The sequence below is a fragment of the Pedobacter frigiditerrae genome, from assembly GCF_032678705.1.
In the GTDB taxonomy this organism is placed as follows: domain Bacteria; phylum Bacteroidota; class Bacteroidia; order Sphingobacteriales; family Sphingobacteriaceae; genus Pedobacter; species Pedobacter frigiditerrae_A.
Window position 1 is genome coordinate 2,291,224 of record NZ_JAVTSS010000001.1, and the last position, 25,633, is coordinate 2,316,856.

22 protein-coding genes and 1 other RNA gene are annotated in these 25,633 nt (G+C 35.1%); 10 read left to right on the forward strand and 13 right to left on the reverse strand.

From position 1 onward, the window contains the following. The first annotated feature begins 117 nt into the window (after positions 1–117). The 4 genes from aroC (at position 118) to R2Q59_RS09040 (ending at position 3,464) form a co-directional block, all read left to right on the forward strand. Positions 118–1,203, forward strand: a complete 1,086-nt coding sequence (aroC, locus tag R2Q59_RS09025) for a chorismate synthase (protein WP_316785259.1) — start codon at positions 118–120, stop codon at positions 1,201–1,203. A 182-nt stretch (positions 1,204–1,385) separates the two neighbouring features. Beyond that, complete coding sequence (locus R2Q59_RS09030; protein WP_316785260.1) at positions 1,386–1,952, forward strand: hypothetical protein; 567 nt, start codon at positions 1,386–1,388, stop codon at positions 1,950–1,952. A gap of 33 nt (positions 1,953–1,985) precedes the next feature. Beyond that, entirely contained in the window at positions 1,986–2,591 is a 606-nt protein-coding gene (locus R2Q59_RS09035) for a DUF1684 domain-containing protein (protein WP_316785261.1), read from the forward strand. A gap of 126 nt (positions 2,592–2,717) precedes the next feature. Continuing rightward, the gene (locus R2Q59_RS09040; protein WP_316785262.1) at positions 2,718–3,464 is read left to right on the forward strand and encodes a LytTR family DNA-binding domain-containing protein; all 747 of its coding nucleotides are present in this window, start codon (positions 2,718–2,720) and stop codon (positions 3,462–3,464) included. Position 3,465: 1 nt separating this feature from the next. Here the strand turns inward: R2Q59_RS09040 and R2Q59_RS09045 are convergent, their stop codons facing one another. Then, complete coding sequence (locus R2Q59_RS09045) at positions 3,466–5,784, reverse strand: tetratricopeptide repeat protein (RefSeq protein ID WP_316785263.1); 2,319 nt, start codon at positions 5,782–5,784, stop codon at positions 3,466–3,468. A 207-nt stretch (positions 5,785–5,991) separates the two neighbouring features. On the opposite strand from R2Q59_RS09045, the gene R2Q59_RS09050 reads away from it, so the two are divergent. Further along, positions 5,992–6,744: a DUF6498-containing protein gene (locus R2Q59_RS09050; RefSeq protein WP_316785264.1), complete on the forward strand. Its 753-nt coding sequence runs from the start codon at positions 5,992–5,994 to the stop codon at positions 6,742–6,744. An 813-nt stretch (positions 6,745–7,557) separates the two neighbouring features. Here R2Q59_RS09050 and R2Q59_RS09055 read toward each other — a convergent pair. Then, complete coding sequence (locus tag R2Q59_RS09055; protein WP_316785265.1) at positions 7,558–9,984, reverse strand: thiamine pyrophosphate-dependent enzyme; 2,427 nt, start codon at positions 9,982–9,984, stop codon at positions 7,558–7,560. A 208-nt stretch (positions 9,985–10,192) separates the two neighbouring features. Here R2Q59_RS09055 and R2Q59_RS09060 point away from each other — a divergent pair, with 208 nt between their 5' ends. From R2Q59_RS09060 to R2Q59_RS09075, 4 genes are all read left to right on the forward strand, one after another. Further along, positions 10,193–10,585: a DUF1573 domain-containing protein gene (locus R2Q59_RS09060; protein WP_316768037.1), complete on the forward strand. Its 393-nt coding sequence runs from the start codon at positions 10,193–10,195 to the stop codon at positions 10,583–10,585. A gap of 64 nt (positions 10,586–10,649) precedes the next feature. Next, positions 10,650–11,849 carry a pyridoxal phosphate-dependent aminotransferase gene (locus R2Q59_RS09065; protein ID WP_316785266.1) on the forward strand — a complete coding sequence of 400 codons (1,200 nt, stop codon included), beginning with the start codon at positions 10,650–10,652 and terminating at the stop codon, positions 11,847–11,849. Positions 11,850–12,430: 581 nt separating this feature from the next. Then, positions 12,431–12,798: a transfer-messenger RNA gene (gene ssrA, locus R2Q59_RS09070) on the forward strand. A 123-nt stretch (positions 12,799–12,921) separates the two neighbouring features. Continuing rightward, positions 12,922–13,311 (forward strand): GIY-YIG nuclease family protein, encoded by a 390-nt coding sequence (locus R2Q59_RS09075; protein ID WP_316785267.1) that lies wholly within the window; start codon positions 12,922–12,924, stop codon positions 13,309–13,311. Positions 13,312–13,442: 131 nt separating this feature from the next. Here the strand turns inward: R2Q59_RS09075 and R2Q59_RS09080 are convergent, their stop codons facing one another. From R2Q59_RS09080 to R2Q59_RS09100, 5 genes are all read right to left on the reverse strand, one after another. After that, positions 13,443–14,177 (reverse strand): hypothetical protein, encoded by a 735-nt coding sequence (locus tag R2Q59_RS09080; protein ID WP_316785268.1) that lies wholly within the window; start codon positions 14,175–14,177, stop codon positions 13,443–13,445. 1 nt (position 14,178) lies between these two features. After that, a complete protein-coding gene (locus tag R2Q59_RS09085) occupies positions 14,179–15,285 on the reverse strand; it encodes an AAA family ATPase (protein ID WP_316785269.1) in 1,107 nt (368 codons plus the stop codon). Next, positions 15,278–16,651 (reverse strand): DUF262 domain-containing protein, encoded by a 1,374-nt coding sequence (locus R2Q59_RS09090; RefSeq protein WP_316785270.1) that lies wholly within the window; start codon positions 16,649–16,651, stop codon positions 15,278–15,280. Before R2Q59_RS09090 ends, R2Q59_RS09085 begins: the two co-directional genes overlap by 8 nt. A 274-nt stretch (positions 16,652–16,925) precedes the next feature. Further along, complete coding sequence (locus R2Q59_RS09095; RefSeq protein WP_316785271.1) at positions 16,926–17,423, reverse strand: hypothetical protein; 498 nt, start codon at positions 17,421–17,423, stop codon at positions 16,926–16,928. Between the two features lie 137 nt (positions 17,424–17,560). Beyond that, positions 17,561–18,643, reverse strand: coding sequence for a glycoside hydrolase family 18 protein (locus tag R2Q59_RS09100; protein ID WP_316785272.1), 1,083 nt, complete (start codon positions 18,641–18,643; stop codon positions 17,561–17,563). A gap of 388 nt (positions 18,644–19,031) precedes the next feature. On the opposite strand from R2Q59_RS09100, the gene R2Q59_RS09105 reads away from it, so the two are divergent. Beyond that, positions 19,032–19,490 (forward strand): hypothetical protein, encoded by a 459-nt coding sequence (locus tag R2Q59_RS09105; protein ID WP_316785273.1) that lies wholly within the window; start codon positions 19,032–19,034, stop codon positions 19,488–19,490. A gap of 62 nt (positions 19,491–19,552) precedes the next feature. Here the strand turns inward: R2Q59_RS09105 and R2Q59_RS09110 are convergent, their stop codons facing one another. Genes R2Q59_RS09110 through R2Q59_RS09135 form a run of 6 tightly spaced genes read right to left on the reverse strand, consistent with a single transcriptional unit; the run spans position 19,553 to position 25,453 of the window. After that, positions 19,553–21,412, reverse strand: a complete 1,860-nt coding sequence (locus R2Q59_RS09110; protein WP_316785274.1) for an STN domain-containing protein — start codon at positions 21,410–21,412, stop codon at positions 19,553–19,555. A 3-nt stretch (positions 21,413–21,415) separates the two neighbouring features. Beyond that, a complete protein-coding gene (locus R2Q59_RS09115; RefSeq protein ID WP_316785275.1) occupies positions 21,416–22,372 on the reverse strand; it encodes a FecR family protein in 957 nt (318 codons plus the stop codon). Between the two features lie 4 nt (positions 22,373–22,376). Beyond that, a complete protein-coding gene (locus R2Q59_RS09120) occupies positions 22,377–22,943 on the reverse strand; it encodes an RNA polymerase sigma-70 factor (protein WP_316785276.1) in 567 nt (188 codons plus the stop codon). Positions 22,944–22,988: 45 nt separating this feature from the next. Further along, positions 22,989–23,780, reverse strand: a complete 792-nt coding sequence (locus tag R2Q59_RS09125; protein ID WP_316785277.1) for an SDR family NAD(P)-dependent oxidoreductase — start codon at positions 23,778–23,780, stop codon at positions 22,989–22,991. 1 nt (position 23,781) lies between these two features. Next, the gene (locus R2Q59_RS09130) at positions 23,782–24,786 is read right to left on the reverse strand and encodes an SDR family NAD(P)-dependent oxidoreductase (protein WP_316785278.1); all 1,005 of its coding nucleotides are present in this window, start codon (positions 24,784–24,786) and stop codon (positions 23,782–23,784) included. A 1-nt stretch (position 24,787) separates the two neighbouring features. Continuing rightward, on the reverse strand, positions 24,788–25,453 hold the full coding sequence (locus tag R2Q59_RS09135; protein WP_316785279.1) for a DUF6134 family protein: 666 nt from the start codon (positions 25,451–25,453) through the stop codon (positions 24,788–24,790). Positions 25,454–25,633 lie beyond the last annotated feature (180 nt).

The following is a 25,633-nucleotide window of genomic DNA, read 5'->3' on the forward strand; positions in this document are numbered from 1 at the left end:
AGTAGGCGACGCATACGACAAAACACGTGCAACTAAATATATCTTGAAAAATTATTAATAAAATATCACTAGGTACAGTATCGCAATACGCAATACTCAATACGCAATACTAACAACATGGCAGGCAATTCATTCGGTAAATTATTTAAAATCACAACTTTTGGCGAATCACATGGTGTGGCTATTGGCGTTATCATTGATGGCTGTCCAGCTGGATTAACAATTGATACCGATTTTATCCAATCAGAATTAGATAAACGTAAACCTGGTCAATCTAAAATAACCACACAACGCAAGGAGAGTGACATTGTTCAAATCCTTTCTGGAACGTTTGAAGGTAAAAGTACAGGTACACCCATCAGTTTGTTAATTCCGAATGAAGACCAACGTTCTAAGGATTATGGGCATAATGTAGATGTATATCGTCCTTCTCATGCAGATTATACTTACGATGCAAAATATGGCATCCGTGATCATAGAGGTGGTGGACGTTCTTCGGCTCGTGAAACTGCAGCTCGTGTAGCAGCAGGTGCAATTGCTAAATTATTTTTGAAGGAAAAAGGAATTGAAATTTTTGCTCACGTTACTGCAGTAGGACAAATTAATGCACCAAACTTTAATTCGAATAACTTAGCAGAAGCATTAAATATTAGAGAGGAAAATATAGTACGTTGTGCTGATCCAGCAACGGCTAACCAAATGATAGACTTTATTGATTCGGTTAGAAAAGATGGAGATACCGTTGGAGGTAAAGTTGGCTGTATCATTAAAAATTGCCCGGTAGGTTTAGGAGAACCAGTTTTTGATAAACTACATGCAGATTTAGGAAAAGCCATGCTAAGCATTAATGCCGTTCACGGATTTGAGTACGGCTCTGGTTTTGCAGGTAGCGAAATGAGAGGGTCTGAACATAACGACGTTTTCCTAGCAGGAGATAAACCTAAAACACTCACTAATTATTCAGGAGGCATACAAGGTGGGATTTCTAACGGGATGGATATTACATTTATTACCGCTTTTAAACCAGTAGCTACAATTATGCATAACCAGCAAACAATAAATGCTGCTGGTGAAGCTGCCGAAATTAAAGGCAAAGGTCGTCATGATCCATGTGTAGTACCTAGAGCGGTGATTATTGTAGAAGCCATGGCAGCTTTGGTTTTAGCTGATCATTTGTTAAGACAAAGAAGTAATCGTTTGTAAAAGTTCATTGGTTCATTAGTGTCATTAGTTCATTAGTCTCCGAGAAATCGGGATTTCGCTTCCGATGTAAAATCAGAACAAGTTCGCTCAACATTGGTTCATTGGGGCCGGCTAAAATCCGTATTTCTAGGTATTTCTAATTCAAAATCTATTGTCGAGATTTAGGTTGAAATTAACCTATCGTGGCAACTTATACCTTTAGAAAAAGTGTTTTAACCAAACCAGAAACTTATAGCGTTACTGAAGATGGGCTTGGATACACTTTTGATGGGGTTAATTTTGCAAACTGCCCTTATCAAAACATAAAATCGCTTAGGTTAATCTACTTTCCTACCCGTCTTAAAACCAATAATTATTGCTGCGAAATAACCTTAAATGTTCCGAAGGATTTAAGAATCAAAATTCCATCTATTAGTTATGTGTCTTTTGGTGATTTTAAAGATGAAGCAAAAAGCTATAGTGAATTCGTTAAAAAACTAACCAATCAAATTTCTTATGCTAACCCCTTCTGCAAATTCTATGCTGGCAAGCCAATATGGAAATTTATACTAGAAAATACATTGATTTTATTGTTTCTATCCTTCCTCTTTTGGCTTCTATCTGCCTTCATCTCTGCTATTAGCGGAATAATTGTGCTTAGAATATTCATTGTAGGTTTATCTCTTTATTACATCATTAAAGCTTTTACAATCAATCTTCCAAAAGAATTTCACCCATTAGCAATTCCGGAAAAATTATTGCCTTTGTAACTCTTTTTAAAAGGATTTGCTTTTATTTGTGATATGAAATACCTTATCGTTTTATTCTTATTAATCAGTTCTACTGGTTTCGCTCAAAGCTATAAAGAGCAAATTGCAAAACACAGAGAAGAATATAAAGCTGACTTTATTAAAGATACCCGCTCGCCATTAAAAGAGGCTGATTTAAAGCATTTGCATTTTTACAATGCAGATAGTAGTTATAAAGTTTCAGCAGAAGTAATATTATTGGAAAACCAGAAAGTATTTAAGATGCCTACTTATGCAGGTACAACTGCAGATTATATTCGTTATGCAAACTTAAAGTTCGAGTTAAATGGTAAACCATTACAATTAACGCTATATAAAAGCATTGCTCTTTCTGCTAATCCTGCTTACAAAGATTATCTTTTCTTACCATTTACCGATCAAACCAATAAAAAGGAAACTTATGGTGGGGGTCGTTATATCGATTTAAAATCTACAGAAATTAATAAAGGTAGAATTGAGTTGGATTTTAATAAAGCCTATAATCCCTATTGTGCCTATAGCGATGGATACAGATGCCCAATTCCACCAGAAGAAAACGATCTAGCTACTTCAATTTTAGCTGGAGAGAAATTATTTACTGGAGAAAAGAAACATAATTAATTTTAATTAACTGTATTTTAAGATATTACATTTTATAATTTAAATAACTAAAACCTTTAGTGCTATGCTATAATTAACCTAAAAGAAAAGCTATTTTAGTAGTCATAATTTAATTATATTTAAGCAATGACAAATTATAAATGTTTAATTGTAGATGATAATGAAATTGAGCGTGCTGCAATAGCAATGCATTTACGCAAAATTAATAGACTCGACATTGTTGCCGTTTGTAATAATGGAATTGACGCTGCATCAGTCTTATTAGATCAGCCTATAGACATTGTTTTCTCTGATATCGATATGCCAGAGTTATCTGGAATGGCCTTGTTAAAAAGTATAAAAAATGCGCCAATCTTTATTTTCATTACTAGTTTCTCAGAATATGCTGCCGAGAGTTTTAATCTTGATGCTTTAGATTTTATAGTAAAGCCTGCAACTTTCGAACGTTTGTTAAAAGCAAGTACAAAAGCTATAGAATACCTTGATTTAAAAAGTTCGGTTACTCCGAACAGCAACCCACTTCCCCTACCAGAATCTGAAGATTTTTTCTTTATCAAAGAGACCAAGGGTTTTACTAAACTTAAATACAATGATGTGATCTACATTGAAAGCATGGGCGATTTTTCTAGAATATATACGGCTCAAAACAATCACATTACCTTAATTAACCTAAAAAACTTAGAGCGTCAATTACCTGCTGAATTTGTTAGAATTCACAAACAATACGTCATTAATGTAAATCAAATTGCCACCATATCTAATTATGAGGTATTGTTAAATCATGGCCATTCTGCTCCGATTAGCTTAATTAACAGAAAAGAATTAATAGAGAAGATAGCCGGCAAAACTTTATCTAGGCATATTAAAGAGTAGTTTAGACAGCTTTTGGCAAACTTAAGGTAAAAACACTTCCATTATTAAGTTTACTATTTGCTTGTAATGATCCATTCATCATTTTTGTGAAGGTTTTACATAATACCAAACCAATACCTGTTCCTTTTTCTTTATTTGTACCGTATGTACTTTTCCCTGTCTCTAAATGGGTAGAAGTATTAAAGTTAACCACTTGTTCCGTAGGCATTCCAATCCCATTATCCATTATACTGATTTTTACTTTTTTGCCGTCTTTAATAGAGTTTAATTCAATAACACCATTATTGGGTGTAAATTTAATTGCATTGCTGATCAGGTTTCTTACAATTAGGGAAGTCATGTTCATATCCGCTAAACACAGAGTTCCTGACGGAATATTATTTTTTATGGTAATTCCTTTTTGATTAGCTATGGTTAACATAGAGTTTAGCACTTCCTGAATACAAAGCTGAATATCGAATTTCTCTATAATTGGTTCAAAACCTTGCATCTGGCTCGATGCCCAGTTCAGCAAATTTTCCATCATTGAAGAAGTATAACCTAACGTATTTTTAAGATTGCCAGCGTACCTAGTTAATTCACCCTGACTAATATTTCCATCTTCTAAAAGCTGTATAAAAGAAATCAAGGAATTAACTGGAGAACGCATATCGTGGCTCACAACGCTAAATATGGTGTCTTTTACCTTACTCAAGTTCTCAAGCTCTCTTTTCTGCTCTGAAACTATCCTATTCAGCCTTGCTGTTTTACGCTGTGTATAAAAAACAAATGCGCCAGATAAGAATAAAATAGTAGCAAGTACAACTAAAAAGGTATTCACATTTTTATTAACCCTCAATTCATTGCTCTGAACATCAATTTCTTTCTCTTTTTCTGTTTTGGCCAGCAAGGCAAATAAACGTTGTTTATCTAAAACGCTTTTCTCGTTTTCTAGATCTGATTGTCTTTTAAGAAAAGTAATGCGTTGTAAACTTTTTTCCTTATCACTTAAAGCTAATTCTTGTTTTCTTAAGGTCAATTGTTGTTGTTGTTGTCTTGCCAAAAAAACCTGCCTTTGCAGTTCAACATCCGTTATTTTCTGTTTAAGTTGATAATCATTTTCCTTGATTGAGAAATCCAATTGCAACTGCCTCCTTGTAATTTCATTCTCTTTTTCCTTATTAAAAATTTGGTCCTTAAATGAAATGTACAACCTATAATAAACTAGAGACTGGTTAAAATTTCCTTGTTTTTCTTCTATTGTACTTAATTTTTGATAAGCGTTTCTTTGTACCTCTAACAACTTGTTTAGCTGTGCAATTTTTAATGCCTCTAACAATAAAGACGTTGCTTTTTCATACTCATTTTCTTTAGTATAAAAATCGCTTAAAGCCAATAAACTCATGGCATAATAGCTTTTATCATCTTGCTTGTTGGTATATTCAATAGCTTTTATATAAGAAATAAGTGCTAAATCCTTATTTTCACTAGCTTCATAAACAGTTCCTAAATCTTGATAAATAGGTCCTAAAACAGATGCATCTTTTAAGTCTTCCGCTACTTTTAAGCCTTTTGCCAAGTACTCCAGCGCCTTATTATATTTTTGATTTGAAGCAATACCTAGCTTTGTAAGCTCAGTTTCCGATGCTTGAATAAAAGTAGAGCCAAGCATGTTATAAACTACTGCTAAACCTCTATTGCTTTGATTACCCACACCAAAAACCTTCAATGCTTTTTGTAAATAATTGTAAGCTTCTACTTGCTGATCTAGGCTCTGATAAATTTCTGCAACGTTAACATAACAACTTGCTAAATCTCCTTCACTTTTGAGTTCCAAATAAATTGGAATAGCTTTTTGATTTGCTTCTAATGCCTTGGCATAATCTGGAATACCATTATATAAAGCTCCAAGGTTCAAATAGGTGCCACCTACCATATCTAAATTGTTCATTGCCGTGTAAACTTCAATAGCCTTATAATAATTCCCCTCGGCTTTAATGTAATTGGCAAAACCATGATAAAAAAGACCAAGATTATAATAAGCATCACCAGCATATTTTTTCTGATCGATCTTATTTGCCAATGCAATTGTTTTATTTACATACACTTCACTTTTATCGAAGTTTTTAAGCTTCATGAATTGTTTGTAAACCTGCTTTACGATAACCAGTTTCGCCGAATCATCTCTTGTATGATTTTGATAAACACTAACTAGACTATCTGCTTTTTGTTGTGTAGTTTTTACTTGAGCATTTACGGCAATACAGAAAAACATCAAGCTATTGAATATCAAAAACTTTAATGAAAGATGAAAACCCGCTGTTTGAAACCTACTTTTCATTGCCAAGATTGAAAATCGGGGGTGTTAAAATACCCATGGTACGGTATACTAATAACGATAAATAGCTAGCAAATGGAAATTTAATCCACACTAAAAACTGGCTCCAATACATGACAAATACATTTTGGGATGAACTGTTCAATATAAGACATTTTTTTAAGCGATACCATATCATTTTGAATTTTAATATTTTGTATATTCAATACAATGAAATCCAATCTTTTTAGCGCTCTAATTCCTAGTTCTTCAAATGCATTTATCTGGCTCAACTCCATATTAATGTTAGTTGGAATTTTTGTGCTCGGTTGGAAGCCAGAAGTAGTTATCGTGGCTTATCTATTAGAAACTATAATTATTGGTATAATCCACGTTTTTAAATTATTAATTGTACTACTTTATGGCGATAAGCATTTGATTGACCAATCTGAAAAAAATATTTTTAGTGGTTTTACAGTGATTCCCTTTTTTATCATCCATTACTTCTTTTTCATTTTTGTTCAATCCATTTTTATTTTTGTCATGCTCGGAGACATGCTTCCAAGTAAAAATGAATCTTTTAATGTTTTTGGGAATTATGCCTATTTATTGTCACAACACGATGTTTTTATGGCATTCCTAACATTGGCCTTTAGTAACGTAGCAATGACTTTTAAAAACTTTATTTTGCCTGGAGAATTTAGAAAAACAACCACTAGCAAACTGTATTTTCAGCCTTACGTTCGTATTTTTATCCAACAGTTTGTGGCCATTTTCGCTTGGTTCTTTATGTTTTTCATTAGTAGTGCACTGGCCGCCGCCCTAATGATTATCGGTTTCAGATTAATTGTCGACCTTTTCTTAAACAAGGCCAGTATGAATAAAGATTTCAAAGCAATGCTAGTGAGCAGACTTAAAAAGAACCAGAAACTAGAAGATGCTGAGCAAACTGAAAAGAGCTTTGATTCTTTTTTAGAGAAGTAAAAACATAAAAATTTTGTCATTCCGAGGAACGAGGAATCTATTACAAAGAACTAAACCTAGTAGATCCTTTCTCGAAGAAGTCCTATCGTGTGGACACAAATATTGGTTTCTTTTTTGCCTCTATGCCGGCAGGCATCAAACTTTTGAAGCATCAAAAGTATGCAAAAATGCTTGTCAATCCCACTATGTGCCTTTTCACAGGCTCCCGCTCATCAAAAAAACAGCGGCACTTTGTTTTGTTTGTCGGTGATAAATGAAAGTGAGTGTAAGAATGAGCACAAAACCACTGCGTTTGAGGTTTGGTAGTGCTGGTTTTTCTATTGTGATACTGTTTTTTTGATTGGGCTGGCACTGGGGATTGACGGTCGTGCTTGGCTAGAGACACAATATTATGAACGGAACCTTGCATAGCCCAAAAAGCAATGAGCAAAAAAGATGTGTCCACATGATAGGACGAAGTAAGGACAAGCTGCTGCGCTCTGGATGACTAAATTCACCAACCGAAAAACCTAATGTTTTAACCACTAAGCCACCAAGCCACTAAAGCTTAACAAATAATATCTTGGTGTCATTGGTGTCTTTTTGGTTTATGAGAGATTTTCATTTGAAACACAAGCTTTTGTTTAATAAACCTGATGGAAGCGAAAATACTTTTTTGTCACCCTGAGCGAACCTGTCCCGACTTCTTCGGGAGTGGAAGGGCAAACAAAAAAGATTGTAGCGCACAGCAGGAATGCTTAAGCCACAAAGAACTAGCATTGTTTTTCAAATACCTTTATCGTTCTTAACTTCTAAACGCTAAACCCTAAACTATTACTTAAACAACTCTGGAAACTGATCAGGTTTACTTTCATTCATCATGGCGTAAACAGCTTCAATTACATCATCTACCGATGGTTTACTGAAATAATCCCCATCAGAACCATAAGGCGGACGGTGAGCTTTTGCTGTTAATGTTTTAGGCTGTGCATCTAATAAATAATAACCTTGTTGTACTTCTAAGATTTGTTGCAAGATAAATGCTGTTCCGCCTCCTGGCACATCCTCATCAATAACCAACAATTTATTGGTTTTCTGTAAAGACTTTTTACAAAGTTGATCAGTATCAAAAGGTAAAAGCGTTTGCGGATCTATAATTTCTATTGAAATGCCTAAATGTTCTAGTTCCTCTGCAGCTTCTTCTACAATTCTAAGGGTAGAGCCATAAGTAACAATTGTTATATCTGTACCTTCTTTAATAATTTCGGCTTTGCCCAAAGGGACAGTAAACTCGCCAACATTATCGGGTAATTTCTCTTTTAAACGATAGCCATTTAAACATTCGATTACCAATGCAGGTTCATCTGCCCTAAATAAGGTATTGTACATACCTGCAGCTTGTGTCATGTTACGCGGAACACAGATGTGCATGCCACGCAATGAGCCTAAAATCATCCCCATAGGTGAGCCAGAGTGCCAAACGCCTTCTAAACGGTGACCACGTGTGCGTACAATTACTGGCGCTTTCTGACCAGCTTTAGTACGGTATGATAAACTTGCTAAATCATCACTTAAGATGTTTAAAGCATATAATAAATAATCTAGGTATTGTATTTCGGCAATTGGTCTTAAGCCACGTAAGGCTAAACCTATACCTTGACCAATAATCGTAGCTTCTCTGATGCCAGTATCGGTAATTCTTAAGTCGCCATATTTAGCTTGTAAACCAGCAAAACCTTGATTCACATCACCAATGTGTCCTAAATCTTCTCCAAAAGCCACCAAACGTTGGTCGCGAGCAAAGTTAGCATCGAAACAAGCATTTAACAGCTCTCTACCATCTAACATTTTACTGTCTTCGTTGTATTGAGCATCAACTTGATCTACCAAAAACGGACTTTCTTTCCCGTCTGTAAATAGTTTAGAACTATATTTTTCTTCGTTAATTTCTGCTTGTTCTAAGTACCATTTCACTAAAACATCTCTATCTGCTGATGGAGTACCTACACTTAGACGAATAGCTTTACGAGCAGAAGATAAAACTTCTCTTCGCAATGCATCTGGTGTTGAAGCTAATTGATTAGCAATTTTAATTAATGCTGCGTTTCCATCCGCAAAAGCGTGAATCATTTTTATAACCTGACCTTGCTCTTGCTTAATGCTAGTTAAAAACTCATCCCAAGCTTCTTTTTGTACAGCTTTTACAGTGCGTTTTGCTTCGCTTTCTATTTCATTTAATTGTTCGTCAGTAGCAATGGCCGATTCTATCATCCATTTGCGCATCTGTATAATACAATCGTGTTCTTTTTCCCAAGCTAAACGATCTTTCTCTTTATATCGCTCATGTGAGCCAGAGGTAGAGTGACCTTGTGGCTGCGTAACTTCGGTAACGTGTATTAAAACAGGCACATGCTCTTCTCTACAAACATTAATTGCTCTTTCGTAGGTTTCGCATAAAGCGGGATAATCCCAGCCTTTTACCTTAAATATCTCGTAGCCATTTGTACCTTCTTCCCTTTGGAAACCTTTTAATATCTCCGAAATGTCTTCTTTTGTAGTCTGAAATTTAGCAGGAACAGAAATCCCATAACCATCATCCCAAACAGATATCGCCATTGGCACTTGTAAAACACCAGCTGCATTAATCGCTTCGAAAAACACACCTTCAGACGTAGAAGCATTTCCTATGGTACCAAAAGCAACTTCGTTTCCTTTAACAGAAAAGTTTTTTAAATAATCTAGTTCTGGGTTTTTCCTAAACAACTTAGAAGCATACGCTAAGCCAACTAAACGTGCCATTTGACCACCTGTTGGTGCAATATCAGACGAACAGTTTTTAATCTCCGTTAAGTCTTTCCAAGAGCCATCCTCATTTAAAGAGCGGGTTGCAAAGTGACAATTCATTTGTCGACCAGCCGAAGAAGGGTCTGCCTCTACGCTCGGATTTGCATACAACTGTGCAAAAAATTCCTTTATAGTAGAAATTCCTGTAGCAAATGCAAAAGTCTGGTCTCTGTAATAGCCTGAGCGCCAGTCACCTTTTTTAAATGCCTTCGCCATGGCAATTTGAGGAACTTCTTTTCCGTCGCCAAAAATACCAAACTTCGCCTTACCAGTTAAAACTTCTCGTCTACCTAAAATACTAGCCTGACGACTCTCTACAGCAATTTTATAGTCATTAATTACGATTAATTTAAAATCATCGAAACTTAATTCTGAGGCATCAATTTGATTAGTTGTAACTTTTCCTTCTGACTGCATATTGGGAATTGGTTAGACGGCAAAGATACAATTCTTTCTAATTCCCTATCAATTTGAACGGCAAATAATATTTGGAATGCTTTTTGTTTTAAGATATAAAACATTAAATTTGTTTAGACCAGAAAATGATGAAAGCGTTATAATTATTAAGCTATTAAATGCTTAAATTTACAATAGCTCATCACAATTAAAACTAAAAAACGCACAGATGAAAAAGTTAATTTTGTTATTTACCATGATATTAGGTTTTGGTGTTGCAGCAAATGCTCAAACCAAACCAGCTGAGTTTAAATTTGATACCGAAGTGCATAACTTTGGAGACATTGCATTAGGCAAACCAGTTTCTTTTACCTTTAATTTTACCAATACCGGAGAGGCTCCTTTAATTATCTCTAAAGTGGAGACTACATGTGGTTGTACTGTATCAGAATACACACAAACACCTGTTAAAAGTGGTGAAAAAGGTTTTGTAAAAGTTACTTTAACCCCATCAGGACCAGCATTACCATTTAATAAAGGTATTACCTTAACTTCAAATGCCAGAACAGCTACAAAGGTGCTGGTAATTAAAGGAAAGTATGTAGAAGGCAATACAAAGTAATATTTTAAAGATATTTTAATAAAAAACCCCGTTTATCCGACGGGGTTTTTTATTTTTGTGGCCTATGCCAAAAATATCAGAAAAAGGGTTTCAAATGCCCGCATCGCCTATCAGAAAATTAACGCCATTTGCAGATAAAGCAAAAGCTGCTGGTAAAAAAGTTTATCACTTAAATATTGGTCAGCCAGACATTGCCACACCAGAGGGAATGTTAAACGCCATTAAAAACATAGATTTTGATGTTTGGGCTTATACGCCATCTGAAGGCACTTTATCTTATAGAAAAAAGCTAACTGAATATTACAACAAATTAGGTTACAACATTACGCCAGAAAACATTTTGGTAACTGTTGGTGGTTCTGAAGCCATTACCATCGCTATGCAAACCTGCGTAAACGAAGGTGATGAGATTATTATTCCTGAGCCATTTTATGCCAACTACAACGGTTTTGCTTGTATGAGTAATGTGGTGGTTAAACCTATTTTGTCTTATATAGAAAATGGTTTCGCTCTGCCTCCTATTGCAGAATTTGAGAAATTGATTACTGCAAAAACCAAGGCTATCATTATATGTAACCCTAATAACCCAACGGGATATTTATATTCTAGGGAAGAATTAGATGCTTTAAAAGCTTTGTGCTTAAAATATGATTTGTTCTTGTTCTCTGATGAGGCTTACCGCGAATTCTGTTATGACGGTCGTGAGTTTATCTCACCAATGCATTTAGATGGATTAGATGAAAACGTAGTGATCATGGACACGGTTTCTAAACGTTACAGTGCTTGTGGAGCTCGTTTAGGTTGTTTAATCACTAAAAACAAGGAAGTAATTGCATCTGGATTAAAGTTCGCACAAGCGAGGTTAAGTCCGGGTATGGTAGAGCAAATTGCTGGAACCGCAGCTGTGGATACGCCAGATAGTTATTTTGAGGAAGTAAATAAGGAATATACCTTACGTAGAGATACTTTGGTAAAACGCCTAAACAATATTGAAGGTGTATTTTGCCCTAATCCAGGTGGTGCATTTTACGTAGTGGCTAAATTCCCGATTGACAATGCTGATGCATTTTGCCAGTGGATGTTAGAGAGCTTTGAGCACAATGGCGCTACGGTAATGATGGCACCAGCTACTGGTTTTTACTCGAGCCTAGGTTCTGGTAAAAATGAAGTGAGAATGGCTTATGTTTTAAATACGGATGATTTAAACGGAGCGATGGATTGTTTAGAGGTTGCGTTAGCAAAATATCCAGGAAGGGTATTGTAACTACCTAGTATCGTCATATCGAACGCAGCGCAGCGAGGAGATATCTGTTCGTTTAGACTACCCTTATATTATAAAAGAAAGCCTTGTCATTAAACAGGGCTTTTTTGTGCATCAAGCTTTTTTGAAGCGCAAGTACAGCATTTCATAGGAATGGCAGTCCCGCTTTTTGCTGCAAGTTTTTTAATTGGTCTTCGACTACGCTCAGACTGACATTAAAAAAGCTTTCCGCGGCAATCAGGGCTAAGAACAAAAAGTTGTGCTACTATGAGGGGTTGCTAATTGCCTAAAGAACTACTTCCTTGTTATTTAAACCCGTCCCGATAGCTATCGGGATAGCGAAAAGCCCGCAGGTGAGGTACGAGCCGAGGACTTGTAGCGAGGGTGGGGCTGGATTTACAAAAGAATTACTGACCTTGATTTTCTAATAATTCTTTATTTCTACCTCAAATACTTAGATTTTGACAATTTGTCTTAAAGGAGTTTTGGCATTTATTTTGTATATTTGTTGTTCGATTGATAGTTTGTTTAATGTTTTGTTCGATAACTGAGAATTATAAACTATTAACTTAGAGTTACAAAAAGGGGCCGTTTTGGATTTGACAGGGTGGCGCTGAGTATGTTAGCATGCAGTGCGTTGTACGGAGAGCACTTAAAAGAGAACGTTCACACTATATCTGGCGAAAATACTTACGCCTTAGCTGCCTAGTTTAGAACTTCGTAAGCTTTTGTCTCGCTAACTGCTGCATTGTTAGGTTAGTAATAGAGGCATCATAATAACAGCGCTAGCTTTGATGAGGGTACGGCATCATCGCGAAACAAAGTATCTAAGGAGAAAGGCAAGGTCGGTTACCAGCCCGCCCAATCCCGACAATTAATTGGAAAATAAGCATGTAGAAGGCATAATTTATCACACAACTGGACAAGGGTTCGAACCCCTTCGGCTCCACCACACAGTAGCAGAAAAAGCCACCCCAAAAGGTGGCTTTTTCGCTACGTGGTGGTGGCCCGTAGCGACAGCTTTGCGCTGTCTGCTACGGGAAGTCATCTGTTTAATTCTTCTAACTGACTTTTATTGGAAGATCATAAGCAGACACAACCTTTGCCTTATTTGGAACGCTTATCTTCAACAACATCACTTATGCTTCAACCTCTACCTTTTTGTACGTATGTACTTTTTAGCGAGAAAGATTTGATGCTCTATGTTGGCTTTACATCAAATCTTCACAACAGAATATTAAATCATAATTCTGGAGGGACAAAAAGTACTTCATACAGACGACCGCTAAAATTGATATTCTGTGAATTTTATTTATTTGAAAAAGATGCCAGAAATCGAGAAAGCTATTTTAAAACTACTGCTGGAAAAAAGGCATTAAAATTAATGCTAAGGACTACGTTGCATACTTTAGGTTATGCTGAAAAAGTGAGTTTTATCTTTGCAGAAGAAAATGAGCAAAATTAATGTCAAAACACCAAGGATGTTGGATTCCTACTAGAAATGGTTATTTAATTAACACCCAATTTCACACCCATAGAAGTGTAGTTGGGTGTCTTTTATGCAAAAAACAGAATTGAATAAGCCGACTAAAAAACTTAAAGATTGACTTTAAACCCCCATTCAATAAGTTTTAAGACTGCATCTTTAGGTATTGCAAATCCGCCGTGTTTCCATTCCCCATTTAAGTTAATTGCTGATTTACTTTTATCATTAAAATGCATTTGTATCTGTTCTCCGTGAAGAGTGACTTTATTTTCCACGATAGTTGGCACATCTAGTCGTTTAAAGATTTCATGTTCATGTCCCCGTTCTATAGCTTTTGATAATCCATTTGCATTCACAGTTAAGCGTGGAATATAAAAACGTTTAAAGTATTTTGTCGATTTATCAATTGATGAATAAAATGAGTCTACATTGTTCGAATGCATATTCTGCCAAGTTGTTTCATCAGAAACATATCTAGGTAAATCGATAGGATCAATGCCAAACCAAGCATTATTTTCAGATGCGAATTCTGAACACAACGCTGTCAAACTCTTCGATTGGTTCTGTGTATTAGACGAATTAATTACCTTTGCCAACATTCTTTGATGATCTCGGGATAACCAAGGACAGACTTTTAATTTGGAGATATGATCCATTGAAATAATTTCATAGAGAAATCCCCATTTAAGCTTTAATTCTGTCATACCAGGAGTTGAATAAATCTTATCTCCGTTTTCAGTTGCGCATGTTAAAGCAAGAATCAAACTGTCCAGTTGCTCTCTCCGATCAATTGTAAGGTCTTCCCATTTAAAGCTATCTAGATGTGTAAGGAGATTAGCACGCATATTAAGTTTTTTTTCGTTTTTCAATAATCATCTCAGCGATGTCAAATTGTTCTTGGTCAAAGAATCCCCTTGGATAATCCGTCAAATCGCCAAGCTTGCTTATGGAAATTTCTTGAGGATCTGGTTTATTTTCCTCACTCCTTGAAATAAAATTTACTATGACTTCTTCGTTCTGCACTATACCCTTCAAAGTGCTTAAACGAATGCCGTTAATTATATGCTCGCTATGAGTTTCTATAATTACCCGTACACCGCAAGCAGAGATTTGCGCTAAAAACACTCCAATTCTCGATTGCCCCATAGGATGGAGATGAGCTTCAGGATTTTCTATAATAAACATAGAATTTTCAGCTGCTATCAAACCATTTACAATAATTGGAAGGACATACGATATACCGAATCCCACGTTTGTAGGTAAACTATCTGAAAACGTTCCCTCAATTACTCGACTACGCCCAATTAATGTAGCAGCATTAAAATTTGCCCCAGGAATAATGTATTCAAGCCACTTCCTCGCCTCTCCAAATAAAAGTCCGTCTTCCAATTGTTCTAAAGTTCTAATCTGTGAAATTTTTACATTTTCGCCACTTAGAATTTGGAAGGTATTTTCACCTCTATAGCCAACGTGATCAAAAGGCTGTACTTCATATTCATACTTTAATCTAGGACCTATTCGTTCTGCACATAAATAATAAAAATAGGGATGTAAAATATCTATTCTATGTCCATTTATTACATATTCGTCTGTAGTTAGTTCGTAAACGGTCTGAGTTGCTCGGTCACCAAAATATTTAATATCAATAGAGTTGTTGTCGCCTTCCAATTTAAGAGACATTGAGGAATCCGCTATTCTTTTTGTACGTCTGATAATTTCCGAAGTATTCCCTAATTCAAGATTGTATCTGCCATTCAATGGCACACGTATTCGTCCGCTTTGAATATTATATCTTTCTTTCTCCTCAATTGTCATCCGCAAAATTAGAAGAGCTTGAATAATTGTAGATTTTCCAGCAGAATTAACTCCAGCAAAAACAGTTAAGCCTTTAAAGGAAATTGTTTCTCCTTCGAACGCTTTAAAATCCGAGAGTGTTAACTTTAAGTCAGTCATTGGAACTATATAAGTAAATATTTAAGAGTTCAGTAAAAGATCGACTTACATAATCTAACTTATGCCGATCCGTTGTACCTGTAGTTAATGCGTTAAGTAATTCTGAATTATGAGAAAGTTCGGTCGCTAAAATACTTGCCATCTCTCCATATCCTGTTTGGTAAACTAGGTTCTCATCTGTTTCCGAGAGAATGTATGTCCAAGTCATAAACATTGCTTTATTTAAAAATTGACGCCTTGCACCTTGCATTAGTTGGTCTGGCAAAACCTTACGGAATGCAAACTGACCGAATAGATGCAAAGACAGCTCTAGACTCTTATAATATCTTGCTTGAATTTCTAAGAGTTTATTCTCAGGGATTTCACTTAATTTTTCAAGAACCTCATCGAGAAATCCATTGATATCACCAACATATCGATCACGATAAAGTAAAAACCCACAGAATCTCAATGCTAGTTCTTGAGCATCCATTCTAGTATCTTTAACACTATAACCAGTCGATCGATCAAAAATCTCGGCACTTGCCATTTGTTTTAACAGAATACGTATTCTTTCTGTTGCAAAACAGTTCCGAATTTCTTGTCTATTAAGTGGCCTGCCCCCTGTATTTATACGATAAAAAATATCATATTTTACTCTCAAGGGAGAGGATGCCTCAATTATATTTATATTTAATTGCGTACCCTCCACGCGGCTATCGTACGGCTCCTCAAGTGCTTGATCTGCCTTTATTCTTTTTTCTTCACTTTGAGAAAAATACTTTCCTTCAAGATGTTTAAGGTATTGTAAGTTTTTGAGTTTAAATTTATTGTTTAAGAATTGGCTAATTACAGTAAGTCTTTGTAGACCATCGACAACTTGAAATCTTCCCTTTTTGTCCTCAGCAAAATAGAACGCTGGTAAAGGAATCTTTAATAGCATAGATTCAATAAGAAGAGATTTCTGGGCATCGCTCCATACAAAATTTCTCTGAAAGTCGGGATTTAGGTCTATTTTTCCCTTACCGATATCAACGTTTACCTGAAACGCAGATAAAAATGCAGTGCGCACTCTAATCTCTTCTGGGTCGTAAGGCTTTAGTATATCAGAAAGTCTTCCCTCATTTTCTTCTTCTTTTTCGAACCCTAACTGTTGACTTTCTTGGAATTCTCGAAAGGTATTCATCAATCTCTCTAAAATAATTCCTGGTTCGGTATCTATATCTTCGTGAATTTCTAATGCAGAAATTATCCCATTATCATAATTAAATTTAATGGTGGTAACATCAGATGGATTATCAGACAGATAAGCTAACCATTCTTGCCCATCTTTGTTTACGACTTGAAAGTCTCTTTCTGTTTCTAATACCGTAGCGTTTATTTTCATTTTTGGACTATTCTTAAGAAAGATAATTGAGTTTTTCTATGATTAATTAGTCAAATATAAACGGCTTTAAGTGAATTGCGAATTTTAATCACAATTAAAAGAAATATTGATTAATAAACACCCTTTATTAAAAAAGCTATGATATTGGCGAAATAGGACACTAACTGCGTATCACTAGCTGCTTTAAATCTATTAGAATAATTAAATTTTAATTTGTCTCAATTCACAATCAATTCATATCATCCTTTAAATAATTGTTTTATGATATTACTATTTAAAAAGTTGATTTTTCCTTATATAACTTATCTTGTTCGTCCTTGTTTAGCAATTTTTCATTATTTTCAAGTAGTGAATTAGGCCCTAAATTTCCTGATTTTATTTCTTGAAAATATTCTGAAAATGAGAGTTTAGTTTCTCCTGTGTATTCACAAATTTCACTATATGATTTATAGTCGATCAGCAAAAACCTTTCGCCTCCCTGATAGTGATGTCCTGGCAAATCTGTTAAATTGTGAGCATACAGTTCGCAACCTTCTCCTAAATAAAATGCAATAAGAAGTGGACTATCTGAAAAATCAGTTTTACATGAAGCTATGAATTGTATTTTTTTAATCTCAAAAAAACCTGTTTGTGAATTGTCCTCGAAACTCATTTTTTCATCACTTACCAACAACAAGCTTGGATTATGAGCAATGGTTTTATAACTTAAAATTGGGTAATATTTTGAATCAGATTTTTCTTTACCGTTGTGTTTGTAAATTTCTATTTCCATAATTATTTAATTAGATTCTAAAGTTCAGCAATTTAGATTTGTATAATGAAAATACATTTCAACATTCCTTTGGTTGGCGTCTTTCCTGTCGAAACAATAATTATTCATCAAAGTCGGTGACACTCACCAATAAACTCCTACCTCCCCAAAACCTTCCACATTTCTTCCACCAAGCCATTTTGAGTTTTGTCATCTATCAATTCCCAAAACATGATACCGCCTAACTTTTTCTGTTTCACATAATTTGCTTTTGCGGCGATAGATTTTTCATTGTCGAACGTGGCAAACAATTGTTTATTGACGTTATATTGGTAAGGTGCCTTTGCCTTTTCATCCCAAAAATATTGGAAGCCAGAAGTATCACTAAAATATTTGTTGAAGTCTTTAAAACTTACGCCCTGTTTAAAAACGCCCGACTGGTACAGACCATTATTTATTGGCGCTACCTTTTTCCATACGCGGCCGTAAAAAGCTGCTCCAGTAATTAGTTTATTTGCTGGAACTTGATGTTTGATTAACCAGCTCACACATTTATCAGTCGACTCTTGGTCTTTTCTATAACCATATAAAGGTGTATGGTGACCAGTTACGATTGCATAACCACCCACTAAATCATAGGTCATTAAATTGATAAAATCTACCAAGGGATGAACCTTAGCCCAGTCGACAGATTCTTCTAAATATTTAACAAAGCCACCTGCAGCAAAAGTGAGGAGGTAATTGTTTCCCATTTCCGCTCTTAAAACCTTAACCAATTCGGTAAAATTGTCTCGGTCTGCCTTATCGTATTTATGTCCAGGAAAACCTTCAATGGCAGGATATTCCCAATCTAGGTCTAAACCATCTAAATTGTATTTTTTAAGCAAGGCAACTGTTGTTTTTGCAAATGTTTTTCGGTGATTGGCATCTGCAAATAAATCGCTGCAAGGCGCACAGCCACTCCAGCCACCCATAGATACCATGATCTTTAATTGAGGATACTTCTTTTTTAAAGCTACGATTTGCAATACATTTTGCTCTTGCTTGGCATCTCTTAACATCAATGTATCGTTTCGCAGTTTAACAAAACTATAAATTAGGTGTGTTAACTTATCCAATGGATATTGCTGCAAACGTTCGCTATTACCCGTGTAATAAGCTATGATGTTATATTTTGGCTTGTGTTGGGCAAAGGCAATTTGGCTTAAGGATAAGGCAAAAAGGAGAAGCAGTTTTTTCATTAAGCTAAAGATAATTATTAGCCACAGATTAAACAGATTTTATCATCAGAAAATAGCACACCTTAAAACAATTTTTGTGATTGTCATTCACTAATTTTTCCCTTGTAAACACATTTTTCAATTAACCATTGGTTAATACCTGCGTTGTAAAAAGTTTGTAAAAGCGCATAGGTTAAGACGGACTTTAGACGGGCTTGGTTCGGACTTTGTTCGGACCTATGACAAATGAACCCGACCAAACCCCGTTTTAACCCCGAGTTAAATATATCGAAATAGTTAAGCTGTTACCATTCCTTTGCGAAGTGGCATAATTCAGACATTGAACATTCTCCTAGGAATTTTAGATTTTTCATTATACGTTTGAGTTAGGTTTTAATTCAATGCTATTATGATGATGAAAAATTTACTATTTGCACTTTTACTATTTCCTATTTTCAGCTTTGCTCAGGTAGTACCAGAAAAGGCAAATTTGATTACAGTGATGAATACAGAAACTGCTTATGCAAATTTCACTGACGTAAGGCTTTTATTGACAAAAAAAGGGATTGAAATAGCCAATCTTAATAAAGACTCTTTTGATATAAAAACAGGATTAATTGAAGTTAAAGGTTCAGGAGGTAGTTATTATGAATTCTTTTGCAGGGATAATCAAATTATCATCAGTGGTAAAACCAAAAAGAGCAATGAGAGTAATCAGGGAGAAAATAAATCTACTAAAGATTTTGAAGCTATTACCAATACCGGCACAAAGGATTCGCCAACAAAACTTAGTTTCGAAGCGATGAAAGAGGTGGCCAAGCTTTTTGGTGCAAAATTAAAATATGAGGTTTCTAAATATTATCAATAATACTTCGCGTTATTATTCAACACATGGTATAACCTGTTTCTATATGGTTATTCTCTAACATTCTACAACAACACAATTCCTACATTCCATCCTATCCACCCTGTGTAATTAGAATTTTTAAATGAAAAATCCTTATGTTTTTGCTGCAATAAACCGTAATCCCCTATGGCTGTTTGTTGTTTGGTGTAATAAACATTTACGGATGGGCCACCTTGTATGGCAAACCATTTGTTAATCTTGATATTTACAGGCAATTCAAACTTGTTTAAAAGGTTTACACATTCCCAATCGCCTTGATAAACATATTGCGAACTGATTTCTGGATTTAAAGACAGGCTTTTAAACAAGCTGATTTCTTTCCCAAAGCCTAGTCCACCAGTATATATTTTTGTAGATGATTTGGTATTTATACCGAACATCAACATATTATAAAAACGTTTACTCCCACCTTTGTAAACGGCGTTTAATTCGGTTGTTTCATTGGTACTCATTCCGATTTTGTGATATCCTTTTAAAGCTATGTTTACTAATCCTATTGAGTAACCATCATTTTCACCAGATATATTTAAAATCCCTACTTGAAGGCCTTTTAAAGTTTTGGCATAATTTAAAACGCCAACTTGTGCTCCTCTAGCCGTTTGAGCAGTTAAGTTAGCAAAAGCAGCCATATTTAAGCCATTCGATTCTTTGTTAATATTAGCAATACCAGCAATTTGTACACCAGTTGATTTTCCATTCACTACATTCCCTCCAACACCAACCTGCATTCCTCTGGTATCTTTAGTTATTAAATTTAAGGCACCAACTTGAAAACCATTTAAATTATTCCCAATGGCATTTAAACCTAACGAAACTTGCATCCCTTTCAGGTTTTCATTAATTCGATTGTACACTCCTCCAACTTGAAAACCTTCGAAGTTTTTACCTACGTGATTGTAACCTAAAGTAATTTGAGCAGCCTTTACATCACCAATAACATAATTAAAGAAACCTGCAATTTGCGTTCCCTGTACATTGCCCCCTACTAAATTAAATGCCCCACCAAACTGGAAAAACCTTACATCACTTTTATCAATATTAAAAACCAAACCTATTTCTGCACCATCTACCCCAGCACTGTATGCTCCAACGGCGTTGAAAGAAAATTTATTTACTACTTGTCCGCTTAATGAACCGTGAGAATTTAAGCCAGGCGTTAATCCAAATTGGAAAGGCGCCTTTGAAATAAAACCACCAATATTAACAGATTGAACTTTTTGTTTAGCTGTTACCAATGCATTACCGATCCAAGTTTTCGCTATTTCTTCCAAATTTCCGTTAACAAATGTTTCGCTAGAATTCTCTTGTTTATTGGTAATATTTACTTCTGCCAAAAAATGTGTGGTAGTAGATTTATAATTCTCTTTACTGATGGTTAATGAAATAGGTTGAGTGATTTTTTTTAGCCGCATCACAAAAAAGCCATCACCATCAGAAATCTCAGACACTAGTAAAAACTTTTCATAAACACTGGCATCACTTATGGGTTGTTCTGTTCTTTTATCTACAATTTGGCCCTTTACGGTATAAAGTTCTGGCGTGCCCACAGCCTCGAGGATAAGCAACTTTAGCTCAAGAGGCGCATACCTAATGATTACAAAATTACCCGATTGGCGATATTCAAAACGACCGGTAAGTAATTTCTCCAAGGTTTCAGCAATGCTGATGTTATTTTCTTTAACCGTCACTACACTATCTACAGGCAAGATATCACTGTTAAAAGAGAACCTAAACTCCCCTTTTTCTTCTAACATTGTTAAAACAACACTTAACTTTTGCTGCACTATGTTTAGGGATACTTTTCTACCTAAAATAGATTGAGCATTAGCTCTGGTGTTAAAAAGAAAACATACAAAATAAATAATCGTAACAATGCGCATCATTTCTTATTTGAGTTTAACAATGCCTTGTCCATATTCTACCTTAATATTGAATGTTTCGCCTATCACTTTTAAAATTTCTGTAAGCGATTCATTTTTAAAAGTAGTGCTGATTGGAAGCTCTTTTATGGCTGGATTTGAAATGACAATATTTGCTTTAAACTTCTCATTTAGCACAGGAACTAGTTCACTAAGTGGAGTTGCATCGCAAACCAATTCATTAGAATAATAGTAATTATACAATTTACCTTGATTTTTCTCTTTAGCTAAATGCAGTTGATTTTGCTTGGCGTCTACCTTTTCTCCAGCTGTTAATCGAACACTATCTTTTTGGTTATTTACCTTTACAATTCCGCTTTCTACAACTACAATGGTACCAGTACTATTTCCTTTTACATTAAAAGCAGTACCCACCACAGTAACTTCTACATCATTAATTTGAATGATAAAGGGCTTAGATTTATCAGCACTTACTTCAAAAAAGGCTTCGCCAGTTAATTTAACTGCTCTTGTTTTGTTGAAAAAACCACCTACAAAGGATAATGAGGATTCTTTATTTAAGGTAACTGTTGAACCATCAGGTAAAACTTGAGTTAGTGTATTTCCAGTTGTATTTACGCTGATTTGATTACCAATTAAATTGTTATAGAAAAACCAACTTCCACTAAAAAATATAGCTAGCACTGCTACCCAACCTAAAACTTTTTGATAAGCAATTTTTCCAACTTTTGTATCTTTTTTCAAACGAACATTTAAACGCTCTAAAGCTTTATGTTCATCAATCTCATTATCAATTACTAGTTTGCTTTTCTCTAATATCTTTTTAAAATCTTCTAGCTGTTTAAGATGATTGGGGTGTGAGTTTGCCCAGATCTGTACTTGTTCACTTTCGGCCAAAGTAGCCTCCCCAAGCAAGTATTTTGCAAGTAAATCTTCGTTTATATAGGTAAAATTTTGATCCATAAGCTTAACTAAAGAAAAGGAAAATAAGGATTAAGAAGTCTACAACTTTCAAACGTAAAATCTTAAGCGCTTTTCCCATCTGGTTTTCTACTGTTTTTATTGAAATGTTTAGTGCATCGGCAATTTCTTGATATTTCATCTGATCGAATCTGCTCAACTGAAATACATTCCTGCATTTTTCGGGCAATTCATTTATTGCCGAATGGATATTTTTCTCCAACTCTGTTGCCATAATTTCTGTATTTAAATTACCAACTTCATTTTTTACCGTGTCAGTATAATGAACATTAAAATTTGAGCGTACTTTTTGATGTTTCAAATAATTTAAACTCTCATTGTGAACAGATCGGTAGAGAAAAGATTTTAAAAAACCATCTGTTTTTAACTGGTCTCTTTTAGTCCAAATACGTACAAATACATTCTGCACAATCTCTTCCGCATCTTCTCTTTCTTTAATGATGGTAAAGGCATAGGCATACAAACTTTTAAAATGTTTTAAAAACACTTCGTCGAAAGCCTGTTTATTTCCGCTTTTAATTAATGCTATAAAATTGATTTCGTGACTATCCAAGTTTTGTTTTGCTCAATTAATATGTTGTAAATACCTGTCGATCAGCTATGCTTTCAAAATTTCGCTCAATTTACGCCTAATTATAATTTCTTTTAAAAATGCTGGTAAAATTTTATCTAGCAACACTAACAAACGATTGGCAAAGCCTGGAATAATTTCTTTTTTTCCTTTCAACATTCCATCCATTGCGGCTTTAGCCACAAAGTCGGCTTCTAAAATTGTTGCCTTTGCAAAACCTTCTAAATTATTGTTCATGACCAGTAGTTCTGGTTTGGTGTTAATCCCTCCCGGACTAAGCAAGCTTACACGAACATTTGTACCACTTAACTCTAATCTTAAACAGCGAGTAAAGTAACCAATAAATGATTTTGTAGCACCATAAACCTGTTTTTTTGGAACGATGAAATGCCCACCCAAGCTGCCAACATTTAAAATATAATTAGGTAATTTTTTATCTATGTGTTTTAAGAATAATCGGGTAAGCAACACGGTATTGGTAATGTTTAGGTCTATTTGGGTTTTGTAAAATTCGTTGTTTTTATCTTCAAACCACGACCAATTTCCAATGCCTGCATTGTTGATTAATACATTTACGTCTATTTGTTGAACTTGCAGTCTTTCGAAAATTTCACTAGCTGATGTACTTTCAGTTAAATCAATCTCAATGCAAAAAACTTGTGTATTAAAATTAACACGAAGGTAATTTGCTAGATATTCTAATCCGCTATTTGGCAATGAAACCAGTACTAGGTTAAGTCCGCGTTTAGCCGATTCTATAGCAAAAGATTTTCCCAAACCCTCACTTGCACCTGTAATTAAAGCTGTTAATTGTTCCATCTTAATTGTTTTTAAAGTAATTTATCGTTTTCCCAATACCCACTGCAAAAGGTGTAATTTGGTAGTTTAATTCTGCCATGGCTTTTTGGCTACTGTATTGCTGATTATACTTTAACCTATCTGCAAATTCTGGCAAAAAATAAGGAGTAAGGTTAAATAGCCTAGTTTTTAAGGATTCGATTAAACTATAGGTTTTAATAATCCCCAATGGAATTTTATAAAGTTTTCTATCCTTTCCAGTAATCTCTTTTAACGTTTTAAAAAAGCCATTAAAACTTACATCTTCACCCCCTAAAATATATCGTTCGCCATTTCTTCCGTTTTGCATGGCAGCTATATGTCCAGCAACCACATCATCTACAAATGCATAATTTGCTATGGCTTTCCCGTCTCCGGGGATGAAATGCCACGTGCCCTTGATATAACCTGTAACCATTTTACTAACAGTATTGCTGCCTGTTATTGGACCATCGCCATAAACTCGAGATGGGTTTACGATTACTACCTCCAATCCTAGTTTTACAAACTCTTTCACCTCCAGTTCTGCCAAATATTTGGTTCGTTCATAACTTATTGGAAAACCCACTGCTCTAGGATCATTTTCAGAAACTGGAAGATTTAAAGTTGGTCCCCATACCCCACAGGTAGAAGTATGCACTACCCTATCTATACCTAAATTAAGGGCACAGTTTAAAACATTTCTTGTGCCCAAAACATTAACATCATAAAAGTCTTGTTCGTTTTTACACCACATTTTAGCCATGGCTGCAGTATGGTAAACTTGGCAACAGCCTTTCATTGCTTTTTCTAAACTTTCAGGCTCCAGCACATCGCCCTTCACAAAGTGGATGTTATGATGCTGAATAAGAAATGGATGGTTAACATCCCTGCATAATGCAGTTACATCATAACCCATCTCTGCAAGGTTAAGGCATAACTTTCTACCAATAAAACCAGATGCCCCCGTAACCAAAACCCTTAAATATTTATTTGCTACCCTTTCCATCTTAAACCCTTTCCATTGTAATGGTGTACAATGAATGGTGGACTACCACGAGTTTACAAATTCCATTTTCGAAATGGTAATCGTTATAATTTCCATCGGGCAGATCTATTCTATATTGATGTGCTCCACTTTTTTTAATGGGCAAAAAACATTGAAAATTATCTGAATAGATATTTGGGATATTTACAGGTTCCTTACTGTATAAAAGCATCATGTTATAGCTTATCGGGTGCTTTAACTTGCTTACCTTATTACCAGCTTGGATTTCGTAGGAATCGTTTACCCAATTGGTTTTTTTAGCTTCTTTAGTATTGCCATTTACCAATCTGTTTACACCAGAGGTGATGAGTTTTCCACCTCTAAAATGAGCGATATCTTCTGTTTCTACATCAATTTTAAAAACAAAACGGGTATTTACTTTCGATGTTATTTTTAGGAAAACATTCTCGCCTTCTTCTTTTTGGCTAAAAGACATTTGACCAATAACCGAACCATTTCGCTTGATGTTGAATTTACTTTGTTGTGCAAACAAAGTTGAGGTTGAGCCTATAAAAAGTATAAGTAATAAAGTACCTTTTAAACTCACTGCTTTGTGAGCCAAGTTTTTTCTGTTGATTTTGGGGGCAATGTATTTCTTGCAAAGCCAAATAATGAGTGCAGGAATCATAATAGTTCTTTTGTGTTATTTAGAGCTAATACAACTCAAAAGAGATTTACCCCTACGTGTAATTTTATTTTTTTGAAAATATTGTCAAAAAACATCCTAAACAACCCCCTAACCCCCGCCAGCGGGGGGACACGTGGTGCATAACCCCTCATAATTTAAATATTCAAGTCGAAATGCAGG

Bases quoted from the DNA above. Each gene is read 5' to 3' on its own strand.
- aroC (WP_316785259.1), top strand. From the start codon at position 118: ATGGCAGGCAATTCATTCGGTAAATTATTTAAAATCACAACTTTTGGC.
- R2Q59_RS09035 (WP_316785261.1), top strand. From the start codon at position 1,986: ATGAAATACCTTATCGTTTTATTCTTATTAATCAGTTCTACTGGTTTC.
- R2Q59_RS09040 (WP_316785262.1), top strand. From the start codon at position 2,718: ATGACAAATTATAAATGTTTAATTGTAGATGATAATGAAATTGAGCGT.
- R2Q59_RS09045 (WP_316785263.1), bottom strand. From the start codon at position 5,784: ATGAAAAGTAGGTTTCAAACAGCGGGTTTTCATCTTTCATTAAAGTTT.
- R2Q59_RS09050 (WP_316785264.1), top strand. From the start codon at position 5,992: ATGAAATCCAATCTTTTTAGCGCTCTAATTCCTAGTTCTTCAAATGCA.
- R2Q59_RS09055 (WP_316785265.1), bottom strand. From the start codon at position 9,984: ATGCAGTCAGAAGGAAAAGTTACAACTAATCAAATTGATGCCTCAGAA.
- R2Q59_RS09060 (WP_316768037.1), top strand. From the start codon at position 10,193: ATGAAAAAGTTAATTTTGTTATTTACCATGATATTAGGTTTTGGTGTT.
- R2Q59_RS09065 (WP_316785266.1), top strand. From the start codon at position 10,650: ATGCCAAAAATATCAGAAAAAGGGTTTCAAATGCCCGCATCGCCTATC.
- R2Q59_RS09080 (WP_316785268.1), bottom strand. From the start codon at position 14,177: ATGCGTGCTAATCTCCTTACACATCTAGATAGCTTTAAATGGGAAGAC.
- R2Q59_RS09085 (WP_316785269.1), bottom strand. From the start codon at position 15,285: ATGACTGACTTAAAGTTAACACTCTCGGATTTTAAAGCGTTCGAAGGA.
- R2Q59_RS09090 (WP_316785270.1), bottom strand. From the start codon at position 16,651: ATGAAAATAAACGCTACGGTATTAGAAACAGAAAGAGACTTTCAAGTC.
- R2Q59_RS09095 (WP_316785271.1), bottom strand. From the start codon at position 17,423: ATGGAAATAGAAATTTACAAACACAACGGTAAAGAAAAATCTGATTCA.
- R2Q59_RS09100 (WP_316785272.1), bottom strand. From the start codon at position 18,643: ATGAAAAAACTGCTTCTCCTTTTTGCCTTATCCTTAAGCCAAATTGCC.
- R2Q59_RS09105 (WP_316785273.1), top strand. From the start codon at position 19,032: ATGATGATGAAAAATTTACTATTTGCACTTTTACTATTTCCTATTTTC.
- R2Q59_RS09110 (WP_316785274.1), bottom strand. From the start codon at position 21,412: ATGATGCGCATTGTTACGATTATTTATTTTGTATGTTTTCTTTTTAAC.
- R2Q59_RS09115 (WP_316785275.1), bottom strand. From the start codon at position 22,372: ATGGATCAAAATTTTACCTATATAAACGAAGATTTACTTGCAAAATAC.
- R2Q59_RS09125 (WP_316785277.1), bottom strand. From the start codon at position 23,780: ATGGAACAATTAACAGCTTTAATTACAGGTGCAAGTGAGGGTTTGGGA.
- R2Q59_RS09130 (WP_316785278.1), bottom strand. From the start codon at position 24,786: ATGGAAAGGGTAGCAAATAAATATTTAAGGGTTTTGGTTACGGGGGCA.
- R2Q59_RS09135 (WP_316785279.1), bottom strand. From the start codon at position 25,453: ATGATTCCTGCACTCATTATTTGGCTTTGCAAGAAATACATTGCCCCC.